We start from the raw sequence: 17,207 nt of genomic DNA, 5'->3' as shown, positions 1-17,207 counted from the left end.
GCGTGGTGTGATCGGCGTGCGCGCAAGGGGCGCAGCAGACGCCGGCGCCGTTCCGGTGCCCGAGATTGGGGAAGTACGCATATGAAGAAGCTCAGAAGAGGAATTGCCGGAGGCGCAGTGGCGCTCGCGATCGCAGGGCTCTGCGCCATCGCGCCGGCGACCGCGGCGACCGCGTACAGCGGAACGTCCGGCAAGGGCTGCACGGCCTACCAGTACTCGCGCGGCGGATACGCCACGTGCGTCGGGCAGATCCAGCGGATGCTGAACGGCGTGCAGTCGGCGTACAGCCTCGGCAGCGCCCTCGCCGCCGACAACTCGTTCGGTCCCGCCACCGAGTCGCAGGTGCGCAAGTTCCAGAGCTGGGTGCACATCACCTCCGACGGCATCGTCGGCCGCAACACGTGGAACACGCTCTGCTCGTACGCCGGCCAGGTCAACTTCGCCTACGCGAGTTCGAGCGCGGTGAAGCGCACGGCATGGCAGGCCGCGTACGACGCCGGATGCTACGTCGAGAAGCCGGCGTCGGGGTCCCCTGGCTACGTCACGATCTCGAAGTACTGATCGTGGATGGAGGGCCGGATGCCGTGGGGCATCCGGCCCTCCATCGTCGCGCCGCCGTGTCGGGAGAGGCAGGTGAATACGGGCCCGATCGAATCGAACTGCGATAGTCGGGTGTGAGCCGAGGCCGATCAGCAGGCTTGATGTCGAAGGAGGCGATCGTGATCGCAGTGCTGAACCGAGTGGTCGATCTCGTCGAGGAGCACCTCACCGAGGAGATCGACGTCGCCGGTCTGACGGCCGAGCTCGGCACCACCGAATATCACGTTCGGCGGATGTTCTCGTCACTGGCCGGCATGCCGTTGTCGGAGTACATCCGGCGACGGCGCATGACGGTCGCCGCGGCCGATGTTCTCGGAGGCCGCGATCTGCTGGGAACCGCGGTGCGCTTCGGGTACGGCTCCACGGAGGCGTTCAACCGCGCGTTCCGGGCCGTGCACGGCATCAGCCCGGGCGATGCCCGGCGAGACGGTGGCCCCCTTCGTACACAACCACAGCTCAGGTTCCGCCTGACCGTAGAAGGGAACACCACGATGGAGACTCGCATCGCAGATCGACCGGCCTTCCGGCTCGCCGGCCATGCCGCTCGCGTGCCGCTCATTCACCAAGGCCCCAACCCGCACATCCAAGCCCACATCGCCTCGATACCCGAAGCGGAGCACGCTCGCCTCAAGGCCCTGAGCGATACCGAACCGGCGGGGCTGCTGCAGGTCAGTGCCGACGTCGACCCCGACAGCACCGAGGGCAGCGAGTTGACCTACCTGCACGGCGTCGCCGTCGGCGAAGCCGCACCCGTGCCCGACGATCTCGACGCGATCGAGGTGCCGGCCGGCACCTGGGCGGTGTTCCGCACGGCGGGCCCCTACCCGGCGGCCCTCCAATCGACGTGGGCGGCGACGGCGTCGGAGTGGTTCCCCTCCAACCCCTGGCAGCTGAGGCCCGGCCCGTCGATCGTGGCCATCCTCGACCGCGCCGCTGACTTCAGCACGGCGACCACCGAGCTGTGGCTGCCGGTGGAACGCGCCTGACGCGTGCGCGACCGGACTGGTGAGGGGCCCGGCCACGCGCTCGCCAGTCCGGCCTTCGCGCCCTGTCTTCAGGCTGTGAGCTTGGCGTCCTGTTTCGGAACCACGACCTGCTTGACGATCAGGAGGATCGAGGCGGTGACCGGAATCGCGATCAGGGCACCGAGAAGACCGAGGAGAGTGCCGCCGACGAGCGCCCCGATGACGACCAAGGCGCCGGGCACCGAGATCGCGCGATTCATGACCTTCGGCGTGAGCACGTAGGCCTCCACCTGCATGTATGCGAGGTAGATCGCCGCGAACACCAGCGCCGGCAACCAGCCGGAGAAGAGTGCGAGGGCTGTCGCCAGGCCGCAGTAGATCACCGATCCCACGAGCGGAATCAGCGTGACGCAGAACGCCACGACCGCCATCAGCATCGGGAATGGAAGTTGGAGCGCGAGGTGGAGCACCAACGCGACGACCGCATTGCAGAAGGCGAGTGCCACCATCCCCATGAGGTACCCGCCGACCGAGTCGGTGATCTGCTCGGTCATCGACGCGAGACGCGCTCGGCTGTGTGCGGGGGCGAGGCGGTTGAACCCGACCTTGATCGCCGGCAAGGAGGCGAGGAAGTAGAGGCTCAGCACGAGCACGATGATCACTCCCGAGAGCGTCGACACGATCGTCATGCCGACCCGGAACACGCCCTGGCCGATCGTCGCGATATGGGTCGGCTGCGTGAGGAACGAGGTGACCTGATGCATGAGCGAACTCGCCTCGGCACCGAACACGTCGTCGAGCCACGCGTACACCTCGGATTTCTCGAAGGCCTGGACGAGCTTCGGGAGGTCGGCGATGATCTGCGAGACCTGGCTGACGACCGTGGGCACGATGAGCAGCAGCACGCCGACCACGATCATTGCGAAGGAGACGTAGACGATGACGATTCCCCATGGACGTCGCACGTCTCGCTGCTCGAGCCAACGTACGACGGGATCGAGTCCGAGGGCGGCGAACAGGGCGAACGCCACCGAGATGAGCACGGTCGACAGGTGCGAGAACGCTGTTCCGGCCGCGATGGCGACCAGACCGCCGAGGGTGAGGATGAAGCCGGACGCGAAGGGCCGTTTGAGCGTCGTGGAGGTAGTTCGGGGCGCCTCCTGCACGTTCTCTGGCGTGATGGTGTCGGTGTCCTGGTCAGTCACGGCCGAGCTCCTCATCCTGTTTCGCGAGCGAGTGCCAACCTCGGGCGAAGGCGGTGGCATCACGGCTCAACCCGGCGCCCAGCACCATCCCGATCGCGATCGCGATCAGGGAGCCGAACGTCTGCAGAATGGTGCTCGTGGCGCCTGCCGTGCCCGACGCCGCTTCGCTGAGGCCGATGAAGCCCATGGAACCGGGAACCAGCAGCCAGTATGCGCACGTCAGCATGATGCCTTTCGACGGCGCCCCTTTCAGTCGGCCGGCTAGGTTGACGGCGGGAATCACGAGGAGTGCGCCGACGAGCCCCGAGAGCTCGGGTCCGAGCACGAGGTTGCCGAGCAGCTGGGCGGAATAGGCGACGACGAGGGCGTACAGGATCCAGACCAGCGACCGACGCGGCGCTGCAGAGAAGAAGTAATAGCCCAGGGCGACGAAGGCGATGCCGACCCACGGCGCCCACGCGCCGAGCTGTACCGGGGCTTCGCCGCTCGATGCCGGTGCGGCGGCCACAGACATGCCCGCGAAGACGCCGAAGACGAGGAGCCCGAGACGCGCGATGCCGAACACCAGCCGGCTCGCACCCGCCATCATCTGACCCGAGGTGAGTTCGACGGCGGCGACTGTGAGCGTCAGCCCCGGCAGGAACGAGACGAGCGAGGGCGCGACGAGCCGGATCACGTCGTCGTGCACCAGCGGGCTGATCAGGAGCGAGATGACCAGCGTGACGGCGAACGCCGTGAATGCCGGAAGGATCAACGACAGGGTCGAGACTCGGTTGCCGACCTGCACTATCGTGCCGACGACGACGCCGAGCATGACGTAGATCGGCAATGCGCTCACGGTCGGATTGAGCATCAGCCCGAAGCCGATGGTGAGCAGGGTGTAGCCGACGACGGTCAGCACGGGGCCGAAGCGGGAGTCGTCCTTCCTGATCTGCGCGATCGCTGAGACGACTGATTCGGGTGTTGCGCGGTCTCTCACCGAGTGCCGCACGAGTCGCTCGACTGCATCGGCCTGATCGAGTCGCAGCGCGCTCTGATTCGCGGGGAAGATCGACGTCTGGGACGGTGTCGTGCCGGGGTCTTCGACGAGGATGAGTGTGGGGAGCACGAAGACGCGGAGTTCGGGGCGTGCATAGCGATCCGCGATGCGCTTCAAGATCTCCTCGACATCACTGGTCGCCTGCGACGAGTCGAGCAGGGCCCCCCCGATCGCACCGAGCATCTCGGGCACGCCGATCACCTCGTCGTCGGATGCCTCGATCGTCGGTGCCCGATGGAATGCGGTTGCGGCCGCACGGATGCGATCAGTGAACCCCGACATCGAGCCTCTTGTTCTGCGGGCCGACTGCGAGTCGATCGATGGTGTCCACCTCACCGTCGTGGACGAGCAGGCGGTGCCGGGTCGCGATCTTGATCGCCTCGTGTCGCGTTGAGCACCCGAGCTTCCGGTACAGGGCCTTGAGCTGTGACTTGATGGTGTTGGGGGAGACGTGGAATGCCGATGCGATCGCCGCGGTCGTCGGTTGCGTGGGCAGCGCGCTCAGCACCCGGAGTTCGCTGGGCGTCAGAATCGGGCGCATCTTCATCGCGAAGTGCGTGAGGTCGTTCGTTGCCGCGTCGAACTCCGCGAGTTCCTCGCCAGAGAGGTGCGCCCGAACGCGATCGACGAGTTGCCGAGGCACGGTCGCGAGGAGCCGCCGGATGCTCCCCGTGACGGCGAGGCGGTGGATCTGAGTGGCGGTGCTCGCGTCGAGATCGGCTCCCTCCGCGACTTCGAGCCACGCCCAGAACAGGATCCCCTTGGCTCGCTGGTTCGGGCTCAGCGTGCTGTCGCCCGCGAGTCGACGGATTTCGGCAGCCGCGACGTCGAAGCGCGAGTCGTGCAACGCCAGTCGGATGATGGCGAATCTCGTCATGTTGCCGACGCTCGCACTCGACCCTGCGATCTCCCATGCGGTCGCCGAGTCACCGAGCGCGCACAGTGCGTCGATGAGCGTCGCCGCGATGACATCGGATGCGACGGAGCCATGCTGCACCGGGTGGGCATCCTTGGCCAGTCGGATCGCCTCGAGTGCTTCGCCGGGCCGTTGCCTCGCGAGGAGCAACCGGGCTCGAGCAAGCAGCGCGAACGGCCAGGTCAGCTGCACGCTGTCGTATGCGTCGAGCTCCGCGAGCCGCTCATCGACGTCATCGGTCATGCGCTCGACGGCGATGAGCGCGGCCGCCGAGGCTTCGGTGGTTCGGCTCGCTGCGACATGCGACGCAGTGGGGGGCGGGTGCAGTGCAGCCTCGGCAAGGGCGGATTCCGCTTCGTCGAGTGAACCTCGGAGTGCGTGCGCGAGCGCAGCTCGACAGAGCGCGAGCCGTTCGGCGTCGCGCTGGCGCGAGAGCCTGCCCAGCTGTCGTGCGGTGCTGAACTCCAGCAGTGCACGGGAGGAATCGCCTGCGGCGAGCAGGGTGGAGCCGATCTCGTAGTGGTAGAACCACAGTGGTCCGTCGACCCGCTCACGCGACTCCACACGGACGTCGAGGATTCGGTCTTCGAGCCGTCGGGCGTAGACGAGGGCCGCGGACACGTCGCCGCTGAATCGGAACGAGATCATCTGCACGAGCGTGAACACATCGAGTTCGTCTGCGCTCATGGTCCTGGCTGCGTCGGGATCGATGAGCGGCTTGAACGGGCGTGACGTCCGGGCGAGCACCGGCGTCATGCGGTGTCCGAACCGGAGGATCGGGAAGCGTTCGATCAGCTTGCTGGGGAGCCGGTCGACCGTCGAGGTCAGCAGCTCGTAGTGCTCGTGGTACAGCGGCAGGATGTTCGCCACCGCGACCTTGGCGATCGTCTCCTGGTTGCCGGAGGCGATCGCTCGTTCCAGCTCCTCCAGTGCCTTGACCTCGTCGTTCAGATTCATGTGCGTCCCCCATTCACACAACCCATCGCGCGATTGCTCGACGGCCGACTCAGCTTCGCTCGACTCCCGCGGCGTGCTCGGTGACATCGGCCAAGGTCAGGAAGCGCAGTGAGCGCCCTTCCTCGAAACGCGCGCTCACGTTTCCAGCGATTCCGCCTTCGACGGCGAGCTTGCTCCCGAGGTCCAGCACCAGCTCTGGCGACCCGGCACTGAAATCGAAGTCTTCAAGGTCGACCCAGACGATGTTCGGACGCGTGGTCGACTCGAACACGTAGCGCTTCGTCGTGAGATCGGCGACGACCTGCCAGATCGTCTGGGAGGCGTCGGGCTTGCCGGGGTCGGGAATGCGGAAGGGTTGCGCGGCATTGCGGATGACGCTGAGCATGGAGGCGATGGCCTCCAGCTGCGTGACGGGCGGGGGCAGGCGATCGACGTAGTACGCCGCCCGTGCGAATCGATCCGGGGCGGCGGTGGTGCCGGGCAGCGGCTTGTCGCCTCCCCATGCGTCGATCTGCTCGAGCAGCGCGAGCTGCTCGTCGTACTTCGGAGAATTGGTCAGCACCCGATACTCGGGACCGTGATGGATCTCGACCGCACCGTCGATGTACTCGATGACCGCCGAATCGCCGTGCGCGTCATCGAGCGCGAGGTGGATCGCGGGAACCTCGCCGCTTGCCGGATCGGCGAGCTGCACGACCTGCACCGCCGTGCTCTCCATCCACGAGACGGACTCGGCGACCGTCTCGAAGTTGTCGAGGAAGTACTGCAGCCAGACCGCTTGGCTGAGCGCCGGACGAGACTCGTCGACGGCGCCGTACACCGATTCGGAGAGCCACAGGACATGCCCCGCCAGACCGACCTCGTTGATCCCGTCGACGGAGATCATGTCGAACGCCGTCGCGACCACGCTGCCGTACCGTGCCTGCCACGACAGTTGGCCGGTCACCCCGTCGTTACGACGGATGCCCCGTGGCAGCTTCCACAGGTTGGTGTCGAGGTCACGGTGGTAATCCATGTTTCTACCGACGAGGACCGACCCAGCGGCATCCGGCCACACCACTCTGGTGCACATGGCTATCCCTTCCGCGCCCTGAACCAGGGGAAGAGCGAGCCGATCACCACGCCGGCGAGGAGGACGGCGAGAAACCATCCCCACGCGGGCATCGTGAACTGCAGGAAGAGGAAGCTCAGGGTCGCCGGTGCGACGTTCGAGAAGACGAACGTGAGCGCGGCCACGGCAATGATGATCGCGATGATCACCTTGCCGTTGGACGAGGCACCCCCTGCGCCTGCCCTTGGTTTGTCAGGTTCCTTGCCGTTCATATTTCCCCCGAAATAGCTGCTGCTGATGTAACGCCGAGCGTATATCCAGCCCCTTCGCCGCAGTCTATCAACGCCGCGCAACCCGTCGTCCAGCCCGATTTTCCGCGGGTGAGAGGGGGGTGAAGGCCGGGTGATGCGCTGGATGACGGCTCGGGGGATTTCGATTGCGATTCGTCGAAGCCCCCTTCTCCTCGGCATAGTGTCGCCGCCATGACCACAGGAACGCATGCATCTCAGAGAATGATCGTTCGCAACGTCCGCGTCTTCGACGGGATCAGCGATCGCACGCTCGACAACGTGGATGTGCTCGTCGAGGGCGCGCACATCCTTGCGGTCTCCACGTCGCCGGTGGCCGGCGATGTGTCGGACGGCGTCGTCGAGATCCAAGGCAACGGAAAGTTCCTCATGCCGGGTCTCAGCGACGCCCACGTTCACCTGATGGGCAACGCCAACAGCATGATGGACTTCCTGCAGGGTCCCACCGGCGTGCTCTACGGCAACACGATCGCCGAGGCGAAGCGGATGCTGCTCCGCGGCTTCACGACCGTTCGCGACATGGGCGGCGACACAGCCCCCGTCAAGGCGCTCATCGACCGGGGCAGTTTCGAGGGCCCCCGGATCTTCCCGAGCCAGGCGATGATCTCGCAGACATCGGGCCACGCGGACTTCTCATTCGTCTACGACGTGCCCGAGGAGTTCGGCGGCAAGCCCAGTCGCACCGAGGACATCCACTTCACGCGCATCGCCGACGGCGTCCCGCGAGTGCTCGCTGCGGTGCGCGAGCAGCTGCGTCAGGGCGCCACGCAGATCAAGCTCACACTCGGCGGAGGCGCGGCTTCGATGTACGACCCGCTGAACACCCTGCAGTACACCCCCGATGAGATCCGTGCCGCGGTGCAGGCGGCCGGCGACTACGGCACCTATGTCGCGACCCACGTGTACACGCCTGCCGGCATCGCGCGGGCGATCGATGCCGGCGTGACCTCGATCGAGCACGGTCACCTCGCCGATGAGGAGACGATCAAGCGAATCGCGGACGCGCAGATCTGGCTCTCGATGCAGCCGTTCGCGGAGGACGACCACCACTACCCCGACCCCGTGCGAGCCGGCAAGAACACCGAGATCTGCCACGGCACCGAACAGGTCTACGAGTGGGCGAAGAAGTACGGCGTCAAGACCGCCTGGGGCACCGACCTCCTGCTCGAGCCGCAATCGGCGCCGAGACAGAGCGAGATGGCCGCTCGACTCGGAGAGTTCTACAGCAACGTCGAGGCGCTCAAGATGCTCACCTCGGGCAACGCCTCGCTCTTCGAGCTCGCCGGTGAGCGCAACACCTATCGCGGCGGGCGACTCGGCGTCATCGCCGAGGGCGCCTGGGCGGACATGATCCTCGTCGACGGCGACCCCACCGACGACATCTCGCTCATCGGCGACCCCGACAGCAACTTCAAGCTCATCGTCAAGGGCGGGCAGATCGTCAAGAACACGCTGTGACGCCGGGGCGCCCGCCGATCGCGGGCGCCGGCGTCGGTGGCCACGGTTCGAAGGGGGAGAGTGAATGACATCGTCAAACGGGGAAGAGCCGGTCGCGGCGAACGGCTCGAAACGCACCACCGAGCCGGGGGTCGCAGCCGGTGACGTGCTGCTCGAGGCATCCGAGATGGGGGTCGATGCCTCTTGGGGGCACATCTACGGTCCCGTTGACCTGACCGTTCGCGCGGGGGGCGTGACGGTGCTGGTCGGCGCGGGCGGGCGCGGCAGGACCTCGCTCATGCTCACGCTCGCCGGGCGGATGAAGCCGTCGGCGGGAACCTTGACGGCATTCGGTCGAGTGAACGAGGCCCACCATCTCTTCGATCACGCCAATATCGCCAACATCGACGAGGTGGACGGCATCACGCAGACCATTCGCGTTCACGACATCGTGACCGAACAGGTCCGCTGGGCGGCGCCCTGGTACGGGTGGGTGCCCCAGTCGACCGACGCCGACCTGGAACGCATCTGCCGCCCCGTGTTCGGCGACTACACCCTGCCGACCATGGACGCGATGGTCGAAGAGCTGCCGGAGCTCACCGCCGCGCTCTTCCGCATCGCGGTCGCGAACATCCGCAAGCCACAGATCCTCGTCGTCGGCGGCATCGACACGCTCCACAGCATTCGCAACGCGCACATGCTGCTCGAGCGACTCGTCGCCCTCGGCCGCGAGCAGACCATCATCACTGCCGATGTGAACGGCGCATTCCCCGGCAGCGGCGCACGCGAGTACATCGAGGTCCCGAACCTGACGGACCGAGAGTTCGCCGTTCTCGAGCAGGAGGCGCTCAGCCGATGATTGCCGCATTCTCACCCGGGAGCGATTTCAAGCGCTACTACCGAGGCCGCATGCCGCGGCTCGCCCTCATCGTGATCATCCTCATGCCGCTGATGTACTGCGCGCTCTATCTGTGGGCGTTCTGGAACCCGTTCGGCGAAGTGAACAAGCTGCCGGTCGCGATCATCAACCTCGACGAGGGGGTGACCGTCGACGGGGAACGGACCGATGCGGGAGCCGACGTCGTCACGGGGCTCATCGAGTCGAAGCAGCTCGATCTCCACGAGGTCGACGAGCAGGAGGGCGTCGACGGACTGGCCCACGGGCGCTTCTACTTCACCATCACGATCCCTGAGGACTTCAGCGAATCGGTGACGTCGGCGGCATCCGACAACGCGCATCAGGCGAAGCTGATCTTCACCTACAACGACGCGAACAACTACCTCGCGACCGTCATCGGTCAGGATGCCGCGGAGGAGGCGATCAACCAGGTCAGCGCTCAAGTCGGCGAGCAGGTCTTCCAGACCGTGCTGGGTCTCGCGGAGGACACGATCCCGAAGCTGCGGGAGGCGGCAGCCCAGGTCGACGAGCTCAACGCCGGCATGCAGCAGGCGAACTCGGGCGCGCAGGAGCTCGCCGACAACCTCGTCACCGCGAAGGACGGCTCGGCGACGCTGGCCGGTGCGCTCGATGAGCTGGACGACGCCGTGGATGACGCCGTGACCCGCGCCGAGTCGATCGTCGACAGCTCGGGCATGTCGGGCACGGAGCTGCGCCAAGTGGTGCAGCGCGTGACCGCCGACACCGATCAGGCCGCCGCGGCACTCGACAGGGTCGTCTCGGGCAGGGACGAGGCCATCGACCGGCTGGATACGATCATCGCCGAACTCGCCGCCGGCGACGACGAGGTCCAGCAGGACTTCGCGGACCGCCTCACGGAGGTGCGCGACTTCATCCTCGACAACTGGGTCTCCCAAGACCTGGCACTGACGTTCGCCGCCATTCAGGAGGATGTCGACATCATCGCCGCCGAACTGGACAACCCCGACAGTCGTGTGAGCGTCATCCTGCGCTCGGTCGAGAACGGGGGAGTCCAGCGGGACCTCGGCGAGGTGCGGGCCGCCGCGGGGCAGCTGCGCTCGGGCGCTGACGAATTGTCCTCCGGCCTCGTGAAGCTCAGCGACGGCGCGAGCCGGCTCGCGGCGGGTACTCCGATCCTGGCGGCGGGCACCGACCAACTGGCCGGTGCGGTCGAGCAGGGCCTGCAGTTCATCCCGTCCTGGGACAACGAGGAGCAGGGCAACTTCATCAAGGCGCTCGCCGATCCCGTCGCGCTCGAGGAGGTGACCAACAACGAGGCCAAGACCTTCGCGTACGGCTTCGCACCGTTCTTCATGGGCCTCGGCCTGTTCGTCGGTTCGCTCATCGCGTGGATGCTCTTCACACCGCTGCAGGCGCGACCGCTGGCGCAGGGCCTCGGGTCGTTCCGCGTGGTGCTCGCCTCCTACGCGCCGACGCTGTTCGTCGGCATCCTGCAGGCGCTCATCCTCTTCCTGGTCCTGTACTTCGGCCTCGGGCTGCATCCCGTCCATGCAGGAGGAACGCTCGCGTTCATGTTCCTGATGGTCGCGATGTTCCTGGCGCTGATACAGATGTTCAACGCATTGTTCGGTCCCGCCGTCGGCAGGGTGGCGACGCTCGTGTTCCTCATGATCATGCTGACGTCGGCCGGGGGAATCTACCCCGTTCCGGTCACCTCGGTGCCGTTCCAGTACCTGCACTGGATCGACCCGATGACCTTCACCGTGACGGGACTTCGGCAGCTGATCGTCGGCGGGGTCGACTCCAGGCTGTGGACGTCGGTCGTCGTGATCGTGGTGCTCACTGTCGCCTTCCTCGCCGTCTCGACGTGGGCAGCCCGCCGGAACCGTCAGTACAACATGGACCGCCTCTATCCACCGGTCGAGGTCTAGGAGGGCCATCAGCACGAGCAGTTCAGCCGCACATCACCACACGTTGCACACGCAAGATCAGGAGCGAAAGTGACTATCAACACCAGCAAGGCACGCCAGACCACGAACGTCGACCCCACGATCAGTGTGAACCCGGTCTTCGTCCGCCCCGGTGAGGCGACCGAGTTCGACAAGTTCGTGATGCCCGAGCAGCCCAGCCTGCCTGAGACCGCCTACCAGATCGTCCACGACGAGGCGATCCTCGACGGGAACTCACGGTTGAACCTGGCGACGTTCGTCTCGACGTGGATGGACGATGAGGCCAAGAAGCTCTATGCCGAAGCCGCCGACAAGAACATGATCGACAAGGACGAGTACCCCGCCACCGCGGCGATCGAGGATCGATGCTGGCGGATGCTCGCCGACCTCTGGCACGTGCCCGACACGAGCGACACGATCGGAACCTCGACGATCGGGTCGTCGGAGGCGTGCATGCTCGGCGGCCTGGCGCTCAAGCGCCTGTGGCAGCAGAAGCGCAAGGCTGAGGGCAAGTCGACCGAGAAGCCCAACCTGATCATGTCGGCGGCCGTGCAGGTCGTCTGGGAGAAGTTCTGCAACTACTGGGACATCGAGCCCCGGTACGTCCCCGTCACCCCCGAGCACATGGTGCTCGACGGGTTCGAGCTGGAGAAGTACGTGGACGAGAACACGATCGGCGTCGTCGCCATCCTCGGCCAGACCTTCACGGGCGCCTACGAGCCTGTCGAGGCCATCGCCGCGAAGCTCGACGAGATCCAGGCGAACACGGGTCTCGACGTCAAGATCCATGTAGACGGGGCATCCGGCGCCATGGTCGCGCCGTTCTGCCAGCCCGACCTGAAGTGGGACTTCCAGATCGACCGCGTGAACTCGATCAGCACGTCGGGTCACAAGTACGGACTCGTCTATCCCGGTGTCGGATGGGTCATCTGGCGCAACACCGCCGTGCTGCCCGAGAGCATGATCTTCCACGTCAGCTATCTCGGGGGCGACATGCCGACGCTGGCACTGAACTTCTCCCGGCCGGGCGCGCAGGTGCTGCTGCAGTACTACCAGTTCCTGCGTCTGGGGCGCGAGGGCTACAGGGCGGTGCAGCAGAACTCGATCGACGTCGCGACGTACCTCTCTTCTGAGATCGCAAAGATGGGTCCCTTCGAGCTCGTGAGCAAGGGCGACACCATTCCGGTGTTCGCCTGGGTGCTGAAGGACGGCTACACCGACACGTGGAGCCTCTACGACCTCGCCGACCGCCTGCGGATGAAGGGCTGGCTCGTGCCTGCGTATCCCATGGCGGACGACATGTCGGACGTCGTGCTGCAGCGGATCGTCGTCAAGGTCGGGCTCAGCCGCGACCTGGCGTCCGCGCTCCTGTCGGACATCAAGGGCGAGGTGGCGTTCCTCGAATCGCTGCAGTCCCCGCTTCCCCGCGAGGCGAGCAGCGGATCCCACTTCCATCACTGATCGGCATCCGTTGCGGGGAGGCGTCGCTGCGACGTCCTCCCCGGTGCGGTCCGCCGGGATCGACCCTGCATGAGAGAGGTGGAGCACGCGGCCATGAGTGCGGCAGCCACGAACATCGAACACCACCGGAAGTCCTTCCTCATCCCCACGGTGACGAAGCAGTGCTGGGGCTTCATGATCGGCTCCGCCTTCTTCGCACTCGGATCCGCCCCGGGCTTGAGCGATTCCCTCGGCACCGCGGGCGCCAACCTGCTGTTCTTCGTCGGCGCGTGGTTCTTCACCACGGCCGGCCTGATCCAGCTGTTCCTCAGCGGAGCGATCGCGGTCCCGGTGTCGTACGCGCCGGGGCGAATGGTGCGCGCCGAATGGCTCGCGGCCGCGACGCAGTCGTTCGGCACGCTCATGTTCAACGTGAGCACCACCGCGGCGCTGTACGCGAAGTCGATCTCCGCCCAGGAGCACTTCGTCTGGAACCCCGACGCCGGCGGCTCGGTCGCGTTCCTCGTGAGCGGCGTGCTCGCCTTCATCGCCTACGCGCGCGTCGCGCGACTCTGGGACATCGGGCGTGCGGCGTGGTGGTCGGTGCTCATCAACTTCATCGGATGCGTCGCCTTCGGCGTCTCAGCCGTCGGCGCCTACATCCTGCCGAGTGGAAGCGCCATCAGCGGGTCGCTCGCGAACAGCGGCACGTTCATCGGGGCGATCTGCTTCCTGCTCGCGTCCCTCGTCGTGCTGCCGCAGTGGAACCGCTCGAAGGACCGGCACGCTCGGGCAGGCGGAGGGTTCTCGCCCGTCATCCAATGAATCGAAGCTCGCTCGTGTGCCGGCGGAAAAGGGGGAGATGCCATGTCGAACGACCAGATCCTGTACCCGGCGGGTACTGACGTGCACGGAGGTCCGGTGCTCGCCGCCACGGCGCCTCGAACCGCCCGGCGGCTGCGGGGCATGGACGACGAGTCCTTCGCGCTGACCGTGGGTGCGGTCGTCTTCGCGGTGACGGCGGTGGTCGCGGGGTTCGTGTTCTGGGGGCGCGAACTCCCCATCGACGGGCGAGGGTCGTTGGGCGACTTCACGGCGATCGCGAGCGCCATCGCCGCCTCGATCGCGTTCGCCGTCGCTCGATCGGTACCGCGTCATCGCAACCGGCCACCGGTGCCGAGCGCCCGCCGAGAGCGCTACCACTGGTTCGACCTCGTGGCGCTCTCCCTCGCGCACGGTGCCGTCGCCCTGCTCGGATGGATCGGCATCGCGACCGTCATGGAGCACAGCTTCATCGGTGCGACCGTCTACGCCTCGCCCGCGATCGTGATCGCTTCGGCGGCGACGGCACTGTCCGCCTACCTCGCCGTGCTCAGCGGAGTGAACCTCTCGCCACGCCAGCTCTCGCTCGTGCTGGCGGTGTTCCTCGTCGTCGGCATGACCACGGCGATGCTGAGCTCCACCGACCCGCTGTGGTGGCAGATGAACCTCTCTGCACTCGGCATCACGCACGACATCTCGTCGCTCACGTTCAATCTCACGCTGATCGTGTCGGGTGTCATCATCACGACGATCGCCCGGCTCGGCACGGCGACGCTGCCGTCGTACACCACGGCTCAGCGTCGACGACGGACCGCGGTCCGGGTGCTGTTCGTGCTCCTCGGCGTGCTCCTGGCCTGCGTCGGCATCTTCCCCGTCGATCGGTTCTTCCTCCTGCACAACACGGTCGCCACCGGAATGACCGTCGCCTTCGCCGCCTTGGTCATCGGCCTGCCCTGGCTCGTCCCGACCATGCCGAAGGCCTTCGTCGTGCTCGGTTTCGTCTACGTCGGGGTGGTCATCGTGCTTGCGGTGCTCTTCGCAGCCGGCGTCTACAACCTCACCGCCGTCGAGCTCGTGTCGTCGCTCCTGATCTTCAGCTGGATCATCCTCTTCCTGCGCAACGTCCAGACGAACGCCCAGCTCGAGGAGTCGCACTGATGCTCCCCGTACTCGCAGACCTGCTCACGCTCGGAATCGCGATCGCGATCAGCCCGCTCGCGATCGTCGCCGTCATCCTGATGGCGACCGCCGGGAAGGGCCGCACGAACGGCACCGCATTCATCCTCGGTTGCTACACCTTCGCCATCGTGTTCATCGGCATTCTCGTGATCATCGGGCGTGCCACCGGCACGGACGAGCCCGACAGCGGACCGCACATCACGATCGACGTCATCGAGATCATCCTCGGCGCGGGCCTGCTCGTGCTCGCGCTCATGCAATGGCGCCATCGATCGGAGCCCGGCACGCCCAAGTGGATGGACAGCCTCGACGGGTTGACGCTGTGGAAGGCGTTCTTCGTCGGCATCCTGATCTCGGGTCCGCTCTCGCCGAAGGACTTGCCCCTGCTCGCCGCGGCCGGCGGACGGATCTCGCAGGCGGCCCTCCCCATCGAGGAGGTCGTCGGCGTCATCCTCATCTTCGGCGTCATCGGGGTCGCCGCCGTCGCGATCCCATGGCTGTTCAGCGTCATCTCGCCTAGCACCGTGGAGGCACGGCTCACGGGCCCCCGCACCTGGCTCGTCTCGAACCATGCCGTGATCATGACCGTGTTGTTCGTCGTCCTCGGTTTCAAGCTGATCGGCTCGGGCGTGGCCGATCTCGCAGGCTGAGACGCGCGCCATGCCGAGCGGCGCGCGGTCGAGGCATCCCGCGCTGTGGAGATCGAGACAGAGGGGAGAGACCGGATGCCGGTAGAACTGCTGGTCGTCGTCATCGCGGGCGTCTTCGTGGTCGTCTTCGCGAACTCGCTCTCGAAGCGAACCGGGGTCGCCGGTCCGCTCATCCTCCTGGCAGTGGGCGTGGCGGTCAGCCTGATCCCGGCGGTTTCGGCGGTCTCGATCGCACCGGCTCTGATCCTGACGGGAGTGCTGCCGCCGCTGCTCTTCTCCGCGGCGGTGTCGGCGCCCGCCATCGAGTTCCGCCGCGACTTCAGCGCGATCAGCGGCCTCTCCGTGCTGCTCGTCATCATCAGTTCGCTCGTGCTCGGGTGCTTCTTCTTCTGGGCGATTCCCGAGATCGGCTTTCCGCTCGCAGTGGCGCTCGGAGCGATCCTGAGCCCGACGGACGCGGTCGCCACTTCGATCGTGCGCAAGCTCGGCGTGCCCCGTCGCGTCGTGACGGTGCTGGAGGGGGAGAGCCTCCTGAACGACGCCACGGCGCTCGTGCTGCTTCGCACGGCGATCGTCGCCGCGGCATCCGGATTCTCGCTGCTGACCACCCTCGGCTCCCTCGCGTGGGCCGTCGTCTCGGCGATCGTGATCGGAACGCTCGCCGGACTCGTCGCCCTGCGGCTGCGGGCCTGGACCACGAGTGCGACGGCCAACACGGCGCTGGGTCTCACCGTTCCGTACCTGGCATTCCTGCCCACCGAGGCCGTCGGCGGTTCGGGCCTCGTCGCTGCGGTCGCTGCGGGCGTGGTCTGCGGCCAGGGGGCGGTGAGGTGGCTCACCCCCGAGCAACGCATCTCCGACAAGCTCAACTGGCGCACCATCGCGTTCCTCCTCGAGGGCGCGGTCTTCCTCGTGATGGGGCTCCAGCTCTACGGTATCGTGCAGAACAACCTCGCCGCAGACGAGGGACTCCTCCGCGGCATCTGGATCGCCGCGCTCGCCTTCGTCATCCTCGTGGTCGTACGGGCCGCGTACGTCATCCCGATGCTCAGCGCACATTCCGCGCGCGTGAAACGCTCGGTGCGGAGCCAGCTCGATGCGAGCGCCACGAGCATCACGAAGCCAGCGGATGCTGCGGCGAATCGGCACCGTCGCCTGTCATCGCTGCCCGGGGCCGCTGCGGCGGCCGAGCGGAAGCGGAGCCCGAAGCGGATCGGGCGGATGCGCGCCGATATCGACTACTTCGACGCCTCGCCGCTCACGTGGAAGCACAACACGATCATCATCTGGGCGGGAATGCGCGGCGCGGTCACCCTGGCCGCCGCCCAGACGCTGCCGGACGACGCTCCGAACCGGGACCTCCTCGTCTTCATCGCCTTCCTCGTCGCCGCGGGGAGCCTGCTGCTGCAGGGCCTGACGCTGCCCGCGCTCGCGCGCCTGCTGCGCCTGCGCTCGGCGGGGGAGGGAGGGCTGCCTCGCGCTGAGATCCGCGTGATCGACAGCGAGCTGCGAGCCGCCGCAGAGGGCGCGATCGCCGGAGGAACGCTGCTGCGCCCCGATCGGACCAGGTTCGCGCACGAGCTCTACTCGCTGCCGCGATCCCGATTCGTCGCACCGCTCGATCCCACGGACGCGCAGGGCGGGCCGGACGCCCTCGAGTTCGAGCTCGCGCTGGTCCGGGTGATGCGCGCCCGACTCCACGAGCTCGGCCGATCCGGGCGGCACAGCACGAGTGCGCTCCGCTACGTGCTGGACGAGCTCGATGCCTACGAGATCAGTGTGAAACTCCACCTCGAAAGCGAGAAGTGA

The 17,207-nt window shown here is 66.7% G+C and carries 15 protein-coding genes; 10 read left to right on the top strand and 5 right to left on the bottom strand.

Annotated features, from left to right (window positions below; genetic code table 11):
* Nucleotides 1-117 precede the first annotated feature (117 nt).
* Nucleotides 118-561 (top strand): peptidoglycan-binding domain-containing protein, encoded by a 444-nt coding sequence (locus BUR99_RS19060; RefSeq protein ID WP_074261981.1) that lies wholly within the window; start codon nucleotides 118-120, stop codon nucleotides 559-561.
* Between the two features lie 158 nt (nucleotides 562-719).
* The gene (locus BUR99_RS19055) at nucleotides 720-1,586 is read left to right on the top strand and encodes an AraC family transcriptional regulator (RefSeq protein WP_074262053.1); all 867 of its coding nucleotides are present in this window, start codon (nucleotides 720-722) and stop codon (nucleotides 1,584-1,586) included.
* 68 nt (nucleotides 1,587-1,654) lie between these two features.
* Here the strand turns inward: BUR99_RS19055 and BUR99_RS19050 are convergent, their stop codons facing one another.
* From BUR99_RS19050 to BUR99_RS19030, 5 genes are read right to left on the bottom strand one after another with little or no spacing between them, the layout of a single operon-like run.
* Nucleotides 1,655-2,770: an AI-2E family transporter gene (locus tag BUR99_RS19050; RefSeq protein WP_234980926.1), complete on the bottom strand. Its 1,116-nt coding sequence runs from the start codon at nucleotides 2,768-2,770 to the stop codon at nucleotides 1,655-1,657.
* Complete coding sequence (locus tag BUR99_RS19045) at nucleotides 2,763-4,091, bottom strand: threonine/serine exporter family protein (RefSeq protein WP_074261979.1); 1,329 nt, start codon at nucleotides 4,089-4,091, stop codon at nucleotides 2,763-2,765. Before BUR99_RS19045 ends, BUR99_RS19050 begins: the two co-directional genes overlap by 8 nt.
* Nucleotides 4,075-5,682 carry a helix-turn-helix transcriptional regulator gene (locus BUR99_RS19040; RefSeq protein ID WP_074261978.1) on the bottom strand — a complete coding sequence of 536 codons (1,608 nt, stop codon included), beginning with the start codon at nucleotides 5,680-5,682 and terminating at the stop codon, nucleotides 4,075-4,077. The genes BUR99_RS19045 and BUR99_RS19040 overlap by 17 nt, the downstream gene beginning before the upstream one ends.
* Nucleotides 5,683-5,731: 49 nt before the next feature.
* On the bottom strand, nucleotides 5,732-6,832 hold the full coding sequence (locus tag BUR99_RS19035; protein ID WP_234980925.1) for a linear amide C-N hydrolase: 1,101 nt from the start codon (nucleotides 6,830-6,832) through the stop codon (nucleotides 5,732-5,734).
* Entirely contained in the window at nucleotides 6,757-6,918 is a 162-nt protein-coding gene (locus BUR99_RS19030) for a LapA family protein (RefSeq protein ID WP_143231727.1), read from the bottom strand. Before BUR99_RS19030 ends, BUR99_RS19035 begins: the two co-directional genes overlap by 76 nt.
* A gap of 327 nt (nucleotides 6,919-7,245) precedes the next feature.
* Between BUR99_RS19030 and BUR99_RS19025 the strand changes: the two genes are divergently transcribed.
* From BUR99_RS19025 to BUR99_RS18990, 8 genes are all read left to right on the top strand, one after another.
* On the top strand, nucleotides 7,246-8,499 hold the full coding sequence (locus tag BUR99_RS19025; RefSeq protein WP_200802779.1) for a metal-dependent hydrolase family protein: 1,254 nt from the start codon (nucleotides 7,246-7,248) through the stop codon (nucleotides 8,497-8,499).
* Between the two features lie 64 nt (nucleotides 8,500-8,563).
* Nucleotides 8,564-9,337, top strand: coding sequence for an ATP-binding cassette domain-containing protein (locus BUR99_RS19020; RefSeq protein ID WP_074261974.1), 774 nt, complete (start codon nucleotides 8,564-8,566; stop codon nucleotides 9,335-9,337).
* Entirely contained in the window at nucleotides 9,334-11,289 is a 1,956-nt protein-coding gene (locus tag BUR99_RS19015; RefSeq protein WP_074261973.1) for a YhgE/Pip domain-containing protein, read from the top strand. Before BUR99_RS19020 ends, BUR99_RS19015 begins: the two co-directional genes overlap by 4 nt.
* Nucleotides 11,290-11,364: 75 nt before the next feature.
* Nucleotides 11,365-12,768, top strand: a complete 1,404-nt coding sequence (locus BUR99_RS19010) for a glutamate decarboxylase (RefSeq protein ID WP_200802782.1) — start codon at nucleotides 11,365-11,367, stop codon at nucleotides 12,766-12,768.
* 93 nt (nucleotides 12,769-12,861) lie between these two features.
* The gene (locus tag BUR99_RS19005) at nucleotides 12,862-13,572 is read left to right on the top strand and encodes a hypothetical protein (protein ID WP_074262052.1); all 711 of its coding nucleotides are present in this window, start codon (nucleotides 12,862-12,864) and stop codon (nucleotides 13,570-13,572) included.
* Between the two features lie 42 nt (nucleotides 13,573-13,614).
* Nucleotides 13,615-14,727, top strand: a complete 1,113-nt coding sequence (locus BUR99_RS20345) for a hypothetical protein (RefSeq protein ID WP_159441016.1) — start codon at nucleotides 13,615-13,617, stop codon at nucleotides 14,725-14,727.
* Nucleotides 14,727-15,398 carry a GAP family protein gene (locus BUR99_RS20340; RefSeq protein ID WP_074261971.1) on the top strand — a complete coding sequence of 224 codons (672 nt, stop codon included), beginning with the start codon at nucleotides 14,727-14,729 and terminating at the stop codon, nucleotides 15,396-15,398. The genes BUR99_RS20345 and BUR99_RS20340 overlap by 1 nt, the downstream gene beginning before the upstream one ends.
* 75 nt (nucleotides 15,399-15,473) lie before the next feature.
* The gene (locus BUR99_RS18990; RefSeq protein WP_074261970.1) at nucleotides 15,474-17,207 is read left to right on the top strand and encodes a cation:proton antiporter; all 1,734 of its coding nucleotides are present in this window, start codon (nucleotides 15,474-15,476) and stop codon (nucleotides 17,205-17,207) included.

Source organism: Agromyces cerinus subsp. cerinus, from assembly GCF_900142065.1.
Taxonomy (GTDB): Bacteria; Actinomycetota; Actinomycetes; order Actinomycetales; family Microbacteriaceae; genus Agromyces; species Agromyces cerinus.
This window is presented reverse-complemented; position numbering and strand designations above follow the sequence as displayed.